This window comes from Arthrobacter sp. CAN_A214 (assembly GCF_015751955.1).
In the GTDB taxonomy this organism is placed as follows: domain Bacteria; phylum Actinomycetota; class Actinomycetes; order Actinomycetales; family Micrococcaceae; genus Arthrobacter_D.
Genome location: NZ_JADOUU010000024.1, coordinates 18985 through 28220, shown reverse-complemented (window position 1 = coordinate 28220; position 9236 = coordinate 18985). Strand labels below are relative to the sequence as shown.

At 66.1% G+C, this 9236-nt stretch carries 7 protein-coding genes and 1 pseudogene; 5 read left to right on the top strand and 3 right to left on the bottom strand.

Annotation, left to right across the window (positions count from 1 at the left end; translation table 11 throughout):
• Together IWX65_RS17885 and IWX65_RS14740 are read left to right on the top strand one after the other, a co-directional pair.
• Positions 1-84 (top strand): annotated as a pseudogene (locus tag IWX65_RS17885) (carbohydrate ABC transporter permease); the annotation flags it as partial.
• Positions 85-130: 46 nt separating this feature from the next.
• Positions 131-1435 carry an ABC transporter substrate-binding protein gene (locus IWX65_RS14740; protein WP_196883975.1) on the top strand — a complete coding sequence of 435 codons (1305 nt, stop codon included), beginning with the start codon at positions 131-133 and terminating at the stop codon, positions 1433-1435.
• A gap of 54 nt (positions 1436-1489) precedes the next feature.
• Here the strand turns inward: IWX65_RS14740 and IWX65_RS14735 are convergent, their stop codons facing one another.
• On the bottom strand, positions 1490-2587 hold the full coding sequence (locus tag IWX65_RS14735; RefSeq protein ID WP_334683892.1) for a Gfo/Idh/MocA family protein: 1098 nt from the start codon (positions 2585-2587) through the stop codon (positions 1490-1492).
• Positions 2588-2703: 116 nt separating this feature from the next.
• Here IWX65_RS14735 and IWX65_RS14730 point away from each other — a divergent pair, with 116 nt between their 5' ends.
• The 3 genes from IWX65_RS14730 (at position 2704) to IWX65_RS14720 (ending at position 7098) form a co-directional block, all read left to right on the top strand.
• Positions 2704-3825, top strand: a complete 1122-nt coding sequence (locus tag IWX65_RS14730) for an acetylxylan esterase (RefSeq protein ID WP_196883971.1) — start codon at positions 2704-2706, stop codon at positions 3823-3825.
• A 130-nt stretch (positions 3826-3955) separates the two neighbouring features.
• Positions 3956-5983 carry a DUF6807 family protein gene (locus IWX65_RS14725; RefSeq protein ID WP_442859204.1) on the top strand — a complete coding sequence of 676 codons (2028 nt, stop codon included), beginning with the start codon at positions 3956-3958 and terminating at the stop codon, positions 5981-5983.
• Complete coding sequence (locus IWX65_RS14720) at positions 5980-7098, top strand: M24 family metallopeptidase (RefSeq protein ID WP_196883969.1); 1119 nt, start codon at positions 5980-5982, stop codon at positions 7096-7098. The genes IWX65_RS14725 and IWX65_RS14720 overlap by 4 nt, the downstream gene beginning before the upstream one ends.
• Before the next feature lie 83 nt (positions 7099-7181).
• On the opposite strand, the gene IWX65_RS14715 is transcribed toward IWX65_RS14720, so the two are convergent.
• Positions 7182-8234, bottom strand: coding sequence for a mandelate racemase/muconate lactonizing enzyme family protein (locus IWX65_RS14715; RefSeq protein WP_334683891.1), 1053 nt, complete (start codon positions 8232-8234; stop codon positions 7182-7184).
• Between the two features lie 37 nt (positions 8235-8271).
• Positions 8272-9216, bottom strand: a complete 945-nt coding sequence (locus IWX65_RS14710; RefSeq protein ID WP_196883966.1) for an NAD-dependent epimerase/dehydratase family protein — start codon at positions 9214-9216, stop codon at positions 8272-8274.
• Positions 9217-9236: the final 20 nt, after the last annotated feature.

Here is a 9236-nt window from a genome sequence, read left to right as displayed (position 1 = left end):
GTGTCCCTCCTCCCGGTCTTCCTGGTCTTCCTCTTCGGCCAGAAATACCTCGTCAAAGGCATCGCCACCACCGGCGGCAAATAAACCACCACCGGGCTATACCAACAACCATTCAGAAAGAAGCAAACCGATGAAAAACGTTTCACGCAGCGTCCGGATGGGCACCGCCGCCTCCCTCGCCGTCGTCCTCGGACTCACCCTCAGTGCCTGCGGAAGTTCCAGTGGAGAGCAGGCTGCTTCCTCAGGTGACGGAAATCTCCGCTGGTCCTGGTGGGGATCGGACCCCCGCCACCAGGCCAACCAGAAGATCATCGAGCAGTACCAGACCGCCAACCCCGATGTGACCATCTCGGGTGAATATGCGGACTTCAGCGGTTACTGGGACAAGCTCGCCACCACGACCGCCGGTCGCGATGCCCCCGACGTCATCACCATGGATGAGAAGTACCTGCAGGAATACGCAGGCCGCGGAGCCCTGGCCGACCTCAAGGAGCTTCCCAACCTGGACCTGTCCAAGTTCGACGAACCCTCGCTCGCCCTCGGGGAGTACGAGGACGGCCTCTACGGCCTGAGCACCGGACGCAACGCATTCACCGTGGTGATCAACGAGGACCTCTTCGCGAAGGCCGGAGTACCCGTCCCCGATACCACCACCTGGACCTGGGACGACTACTACCGGATCTCGAAGGAGGTCAGCGACAAGCTGGGCCTGCCGGGATCCGACTATGGCAACGCTCCCGACGCGAGCCTGCGCATCTGGCTCCGCCAGCACGGCGAGTCCCTCTACAACGAGGAAGAGGGGACCGTCGGATTCACCGAGGAGACGGCGGCCTCCCACTTCGAGCACCTGCTCAAGATCCGTGACGAGGCGGGTGGCGCGAGCGCCGCGCAGTGGACCGAGGATCAGTCCGGCACGTTCGAGGGCCAGAGCTTCCCGAACAACGAGATCGCCATGAGCTGGTACTGGTCCAACCAGCTCGGCGTCCTTCGCGAGACATCGGGCAGCAACATCACCATGCACCAGGCCCCGTCGGACAGCGGGGAGGCAGCCGACAACGGCATGTACTTCAAGGCCTCGATGTACTGGTCCGTGTCCAGCCAGTCGGATGACCAGGAAGCCGCCGCCGACCTCGTCAACTACCTCGCCAACAACGAGGAAGCAGCGAAGGTGATGCTGGTGGACCGCGGAGTGCCGGTCAACCCCGACATGGCTGCAGCGGTGAAGCCCGAACTGGAAGAATCCGACCAGACTGTCGTGGAGTTCCTCGACGACATCGAGGAAGACGTCGCCGCGTCCCCGAAGCCGTCACCCGTGGGCACCGCCGGCGTCCAGGACGTCATCATCCGCTATAACTCCGAGGTGCTGTTCGGCAATCTGACCCCAGAGGAAGCAGCATCCCAGATGCTCGACGAGATCGATGGAATGATCCAGTAAGTCGGCCATTCGATACAGGACTGGTTTCGGTGCCCGCAAGCACCGGAACCAGTCCTACCTCCCTGCCGGCGGCGCCCACGGTTGCCGCTCGGCCCTGAGCTTTTCGCCACTATCGGCCGCCGCATGGATGAGCTGGGCAAGATAGAGATCCTGTGATGCTTCAGCCAGGCCGTAGAGTTCCGGGCCGCCCTCGAGGTGGTCCCTCATCCGCTCGAGGCAGGTGGCGATGGCGATCTCGTCATCATTGAGCCGCGCGGGAAGATATCTGTTCACATAGACCCACTCGTCACCTGCGACGAGCCCGCGGAGGAACTGGCCCTCCAGGTTGCCCCCCTCCCCCGCACTGATCCGCTGGATTCCGGAGAACATGGGGGTGCGGAAGTCCTTCAGGTACCGCAACTCCGCATCTTTGATTTCACCCCGATCTCCACGCACGAGTAGCCGGTTCGCGCGGATCCAGGACCAGTACTGATCGGACGCAAAATCGTACACTCCCAGTCTGTCGCCGAAATCGAGCCGGGCGGTGATCTGACGGGCAGTCACCGACCTCTCCGACTGCGGTTCACCACCGCGACTCGGGCCCTTCACAAGGGGATATTCGAAGGAATCTGCAGTGATAACGGGACTCTCGAAACCGGCGTTGAGCGCCTTCCGAAGAATGCTCACGCCATGATAATCGTGGCACTGAGAAACGAGGGCCTGGCTGATGGTCCCCAGCTTGCCCGAACCGGCAATCGCCAGTTGCGCATTCAACAGGGGCGAGAGGTGGTACTGCTCGGCCACCTGGATCACCGCGCCGCCCTCGACCAGACGGAGCAACGGCAGCAAGCCGGCGACGTCGGGGGCCGGCGGCGTCTCCGCCAGGACCGGCAGGCCCAACGAGACGGCTTCCGCAATGACCGTCGGCGCCACCGGCTTGAGGACCGACACCACAGCGAAGTCGGGAGCCGTCGAGGCGGCGAGTTCCGCAAGCGAGCGGAAAGTCGGAACACCCCAGGCTTCCTCCACCCTCGCGGCGGAGTTCTCGCTCCGCGCCACCACACCGCACACCTCGAATTCATCTGGAAGCGCACGCGCAACCCGGTGATAGAAAAGGCTCCGCCAGCCCGTACCGACAATCGCGAATCGAATCTTTCCGTTTCTGTCTCGCACTTTCCTCCGGCCTCCGGTCTGCAGCTTCTGGGAAGCCAGCATACTGTCCAGCCGCAGCGCCCGGGGCTCGACCCCCGGATTCCGTCGCGTCCCGCCACAGGCGGTCGGGCGCAGGAGTGAAACGACATTCCGCCATCGCGGGCTACGAGGACTGGCCTGCCGCCAGTGGGCGTCCGCGTCACCGCAGCAGCGATGGCCGGGTAGACCTTCTCGCTTCAATCCTTGGTGTGCCGGCCCGGCAGCCCGGTACGCCGGCGTGGTCCGTGCTGTCGGAGCGGGTGGTCGACGGCGTGCGCCTGAAGGAAATGAGCTGGCAACTGCCCTTCGGCCCCCGCACCACGGCCTGGCTCGCGGAGCCGGAACACCACGACGGCGGCCTCCCCGGCCTGCTCTGGATGCACTGCCACGCCGGCAACAAATTCCTCGGCGCGGAGAGACTCGTGGATTGCGGCACCGAAACGGCGCCATCCGTCAGGCGCCTTCAGGAAGAACTCTACGAGGGCAAGGCCGTGGCCAATGAGCTGGCCCGTGAGGGCTTCGCGGTCCTCGTCCACGATCCCTTCGGTTGGGGAAGCAGGCGTTTCAATCTGGACCAGCCGCCTCCTCGCACCGCCGAATGGCTTTCCGCCAAGCAGGCAGTCTGGGAGGCGGAGGGAACCATAGCGGATACCGAAACCGCCTACAACGCCGCTGCGGCGTTTCACGAAAACACTGTGGCCAAGGCCGCAGGGATACTGGGGACCAGCTTTGCCGGGATGGTGGCCTCTGACGATCTGGCAGCCCTCGCGGTCCTGCGAAGCCTGCCGACCGTCGATCCGACGCGCATCGGCACCGGAGGGTTTTCCGGCGGCGGTGGGAGGGCGCTTATTCTCGCGGCCCTCGCCCCGGAGGTACGTGCGTGCGTTGTTGCCTGCATGATGACCACCTTTCGGTCCCTCTTTCCCTACTACCTCGAGCAGCATTCCTGGCTGCTCAACACTCCCGGCCTCGCCCGCACGTTCGAATGGCCCGAACTGACCACCCTCGCGGAACAGGCGAGATTCCTCGTGCAATTCGCGGCGGATGACGCACTCTTCCCCTCCGACGGAATGCGGGAGGCCGACGAGCTGCTGAAACGCCTTTTTACGGACGACCCCCGGCGGTACCAGGGGACATGGAACCCCGGTGGGCATATCTTTACGGCCGAGTTCCTCGCGGGGGCGGCTTACTTCTTCTCCTGCGAGTTGCAGGCGAGGTGAGGATCCGCCGCACCCGTTCGGGCGCAGGCACGGGAAGTGCCTGCGGAAAGACCTGAATTCACCTGAGAGAAAACGTTTTCTCGCGTAAAGTGTCAAGTAATCCCGCTTCGATGAGTAAGAACGGAAACGAATGATGGCCAACGGCAAGGTTCAGGACAGCAGTGCCCTACTGACAGAAGCCGTGGTGTCGGCACCACGCATCGCACTGGTCGGCGTACACGGGTACGGGGCGCGCCACCTGGCGAATCTGCAGCGACTGCAGCTCGACGGAAAGGTCCAGCTGGTCGCCGTCGCCGACCCGAATCCGCCGGCACCCGGAGCGCTGGATCCCTCGGTGGAAGTCTTCGGCACCCTGGACGAGCTCCTTGCCGGCGGCCCGGCCCCTGACGTCGTCATCATCGCCACTCCCATCCACACCCATGCCGGCCTCGGTATCGCTGCGCTGTCGGCAGGCGCGGACGTGTACCTGGAGAAACCGGCGACGGCGTCGCTGGAGCAGTACCGGCAACTGCTCGACGCCGCAACGGCAGCGAATCGGTCGGTCCAGATCGGGTTCCAGAGCCTGGGCTCGCATGCCCTTCCGGCTATCACGCGGTTGCTGCAGGATAGGACGATCGGCCGGATCCGTGGCATCTCCGCCACCGGCATGTGGGTACGGGACCGCACCTACTTCGGGAGGTCCCGCTGGGCAGGCAAGCGCACCCTCGATGGAATCGACGTCGTGGACGGAGTCACGACCAATTCACTGGCGCACGCCGTGGCAACGGCACTGCGCATCGCCGGCGCGCAGGGCACCGATGATGTCGCCACGGTGGAGACGGACCTCTACCACGCCCACGACATCGAAGGCGATGACACCAGCACGATCCGCGTCCGGACCTCACAGGGCGGCACCATCCTCTGCGCCTTCACGCTGTGCGCCGAAAGCCAGTCCGAACCCTTCGTCACCCTGCACGGCACCGAGGGCGATGCGGTCTTCTACTACACCTCCGATGTCCTGGAGGTCATCACTGCCGCAGGGGTGCATCAGGAAACCTTCGAGCGCACCGACCTCCTCGAGAACTTACTGGATCACCGGTCCAGCGGCGTTCCCCTGCTCAGCTCCCTGGCCGGCAGCGGTGCTTTCATGCGGGTACTCGAGGCGATCCGGACAGCCGAACCGCCCGCTGCAATCGGCTCCGCGAACGTCACCTGGACGGGTGAGGACGGAGAAGCCCGACCCATCGTCAACGGCATCGAGTCCCTGATCCGCAGAGCGACCAAGGCGCAGGCGACGTTCAGCGAGCTCGGCGCGGCATGGGCACGGCCCATCCCGCCATCCGCCGTGCTGGAGGTTGCAGGACGCGCCGTTGCCCAGCGGCAGGCCGGAGACCATGTGGCGCCGCTATCCTCGCCCCGGCCCTACCTCCATCCCGTCACCACCCCGGGCGGGGTGGTCGTCACGGACCACCTGCCGCTTGACCATGTCTGGCATCTCGGTGCGGGGGTGGCCCTCCAGGATATCGACGGCATCAATTTCTGGGGCGGTCGCACCTACCTCCGGGAAGCGCAGGGCTACGTGTGGAGGGAGGACCACGGCTCCATTCGAACCGCGGGCCTGACCCGCGACGCGTCGACGCTCGAAGAGCAACTCGAGTGGGTTGGACCGGACGGGCGGGTGCTGCTCACGGAGGACCGGCGGTGGACAGCCACCGGGCTGAGCACCACGGCCTGGCAGCTGGATCTGGAGTTCTCGCTCTCCCCCGCCGGCGGACGACCGGTGGCCCTGGGCAGCCCGGGGTCGAATGGCCGCATCCAGGAAGGGTATGGCGGCTTCTTCTGGCGCCTTCCTGCGTGCAGCGCCGTTTCCGTCCGCACTGCGCACTCCTCCGGAGAGGAAAGCGTCCACGGAAGCACAGCACCCTGGCTGGCCTGGACCGCGGACTTCGAAGGTAGGACTGCCACCCTGATCTTCATTGCCGGCCCCGATGCGACGGACCCCTGGTTCGTCCGCCACTCGGGGTACCCCGGCGTGGGGCTGTCGCTGGCGTGGGATTCCGTGGTGGAGACCCGAGCCGACATGCCGCTGACCCGTTCGGTCTCGGTTGTCGTGGCGGATGGCTCCCTGGACGATTCCGAGGTCTCCGCTCTGGTCAGCGCTGTGGAGGAAGCCCGATGAACAGCCTTCGAACCGCCAGCCCCCCGGTTCTCGATGCAGCGCGGACACCTCCCGGATCACTCCTCGATCGGGAGGAAAAGCGCCGGCGGGTCCTGGGGATCCTGGACCGTGCGGATGCCGATTCGTTGCTCCTGACGTCGCAGACAGCGCTCTCCTGGTACCTTGACGGCAGTCGCATCCACGTAAGCCTTGCGGGTGACCCGGTGGCTGCCCTGCTGGTGAATCGGGACGGCGATCACCTGGTGACCTACAACAACGAGGCGGAGCGGCTTTCACGGGAAGAGATTCCCGCCGGGGTAGCAGTGCTCGAGGTTCCCTGGTTCTCGGACCTGCGCGACGTCGCCGCCTGGTTCGGACCGGGCGCCGCTGCACCCCTGCAGGAGGATGAGGTTGCGCAGGAACTGCGGAACGCCCGCCGCTCCCTGCTTCCTGCGGAAGCCGCACGCTACGAACTGCTGGCGGGGGAGACGGCGGAAGCCTTCACCGACGTCCTGGCCGCGGCCTCCCCGTCGCTGACGGAGCTCCAACTGGTTGCCCGCCTTGCGGAGCGCATCGTCCTGCTCGGCGCTGAGCCGCTCGTGCTGCTGTGCAGCGGAGCCTCGCGCTCCGGCTTCCGGCATCCCCTGCCCACCCACTCACCCCTGGGACGCCGCGCGATGGCGGTGGTCTGCGCACGCAGGGACGGCATGATCATCAACGCCACCCGCTGGCTACGCTTTGACGCCGGGAGTCCTGACGAGCGGGATGCGGAGAAGCGGATTGCTGCCGTCGAGGCAGACCTTTTCGGCGCCACGGTGCAGGGCGCAAGCCTCAGCCGAATCCTGGCGCAACTCAAGGTTTCCTACCAACGGCACGGGTTCGGGCCGGATCAATGGAGGCTGCACCACCAGGGCGGCCCGGCCGGTTACGCTGGGCGGGATCCCCGAGTCACGGACAGTTCCGAGGACGAGGTGGCCCCGAACCAGGCGTTCACGTGGAATCCCTCGGCACCCGGGGCGAAGATCGAGGACACGGTACTGCTCGGCGATTCGGGCATGAAGGTGCTGACACTGGATCCGCGGTGGCCCTCGGTCCTGGTCAACGGAATCGCGCGCCCCGCGACGCTGGAACTCTAGCCGGCTTGCCGGAGAGTGTGTGACAGGACCCGTGGGTTTCGTCACCCACCCCCGTTGTCCCACTCCCCCGGCGGGCGATACCGCTACCGGAAGCGGAATCCGAGGCCGGGCTCACCGGTCTCGGTAAGGACGCTGTCGGTCACGGACACCGGTGACTGCCCGGCAAGCAGACCGAGGTGCGCGAACGAGGCGTCCTCGACGTCCTCCACCCAGGCGGGTTCCGCCATGGTGAGGGCCAGCTGGCCGGACAGTTCCGGTAACAGGTGCGGGGCAACCCGTACGCTGTGGGCGCGGGCGAGTTCGACGATCCGGCGGAACGGGGTGATCCCTCCCACCCGGACGATGTTCGGCTGGATGATGTCCACCGCTTCGGCAGCGATGAAGTCCCGGAACCGGTAGATCGTGTGGACATTCTCGCCCAGCGCGATGGGAACCGGGGAATGCTTGCGCAACTGGCGGTAGGCCCACAGGTCGTCGGCGCGGATCGGCTCCTCGAGCCATTCAAGGCCGAACTGCGACAGGACGTCCACGGCACGGATGGTGGCGGGAAGGTCCCAGCGCTGATTGGCGTCGATCATCAGCCGCCGGTGCGGACCGAGGACCTCCCGTACCGCAGCCACGCGGTCAACGTCTTCGGCGAGATCCGCCTTGCCCACCTTGATCTTCACGGCGTTGTTGCCCGCGGCGGTCCAGCGCCGCACCTGCGCGACGAGTTCCTCGAGGGAGTAGTGCAGGTTCACTCCGGAACCGTAGACCGTCACGGAGTCCTGCCGCTTGCCCAGCAGGTTCGCGATCGACACATTCGCCTGCCTGGCCTTCAGGTCCCAGAGGGCCAGGTCGAGGCCCGCCATGGCGATGGTGGTCAGGCCGCCGCTTCCCGCCTCGTGCAGGCGCTTCCAGAGGAGGTCCCACAGGACCTCCGGCTCAACCGTCCTGCCGATGACGAAACCGGCGATGTCGTGGTCGAGAAGCGCCTTCACCGCCTGCGGGCCGATGGTTGGCGTCCAGGCGAAGCCGAACCCGGTGCCGGCATCCGTGTGCACGGCGGTGGTGATGATGTGGTTCTCCGGGGCGTCCGCACCCCAGGGCCTGGGAAGCGGGACGGTCAGCAACCGTGTTTCGAGCCCCGTGATCACCGGACCCGTTCCACCGCCTTTCGTCGGGCTTCCTACGTCAGGACGCAACGCTGTGTCCTGGAGCGCCTGCGGAGACCACCGGGGAGTCCGCCAGTTCGGTGCGCCAACTCCGGGTGGGCCTCCAGCCGAGCAGGTCCCGGGCCTTGGCGATCGAGAAAGCCGGGCTGGAACCCGTCAGGGCAGCAGCCAACTCCTCCGACCCCGGGAGGTACTGCGGCAGGAGGTCTGCCAGCGGCTCGCTTGCCAGGGCGTCCTCGGCACCGACGAAGAACGTCTGCGCATTGGGGATGTCGTCCATCCGGTCCAGCAGGGTGATGAGGAAGTCGGCGGCATCGCGGGCATCCACATAGTTGAAGAGCGCGGGCGCTGCGAGCGTCGGATCGGCGAGTCGTTCCGCCACGGTGTGGCCCTGCTGGGTGGGTGCTCCGAGCCATTCCTCGGGTGAGATGACGAAACAGGGGCGGAACGCCGCGTAGCGCACGGAATTCCCGTTGGCCGTCGCGAACATCTGCATGACCTGTTCGGCAAGAAGCTTGGAGAGTGCGTAGGCGTTCCATGGCCGGGGTTCGGTCCGCTCATCGAGCGGAAGGGCATCCGGCAACCAGCCGGCCGGATTGCCGTATCCGAGGACGGTGGGGCTGCTCGCCGTGATGATCTTGCGGACCCCGGCTTCGGTAGCTGCGCCGAGAACCGCGAACGCGAGCTTGCTGTTCGTCTCGAAGATGACGTTCTCGGGGGCACTGAAGGGAACGGCGATCGCCGCGAGGTGGATGACGGCATCGGGGGCGTGTCCCGAGATCACCCGGAACGCTTCACCGGGAGCGGTGAGGTCCACGGCGTCCTGCACCACGCCCGCCGGGAACTGATCCGCCTCCACGATCTGTCGGTCGACGGAAACCACGGTCAATCCCGAGGCGGCCAGCCCGGCCACCACGCTGCGCCCCAGCCTGCCCGAGCCTCCGGTTACAAGTACTTTGCTCATCGTTCTGGATTCCTTCGTCT

Coding starts and splice junctions, on each gene's coding strand:
- IWX65_RS14720 (WP_196883969.1), top strand. CDS start 5,980: ATGAACAGCCTTCGAACCGCCAGCCCCCCGGTTCTCGATGCAGCGCGG.
- IWX65_RS14740 (WP_196883975.1), top strand. CDS start 131: ATGAAAAACGTTTCACGCAGCGTCCGGATGGGCACCGCCGCCTCCCTC.
- IWX65_RS14725 (WP_442859204.1), top strand. CDS start 3,956: ATGATGGCCAACGGCAAGGTTCAGGACAGCAGTGCCCTACTGACAGAA.
- IWX65_RS14710 (WP_196883966.1), bottom strand. CDS start 9,216: ATGAGCAAAGTACTTGTAACCGGAGGCTCGGGCAGGCTGGGGCGCAGC.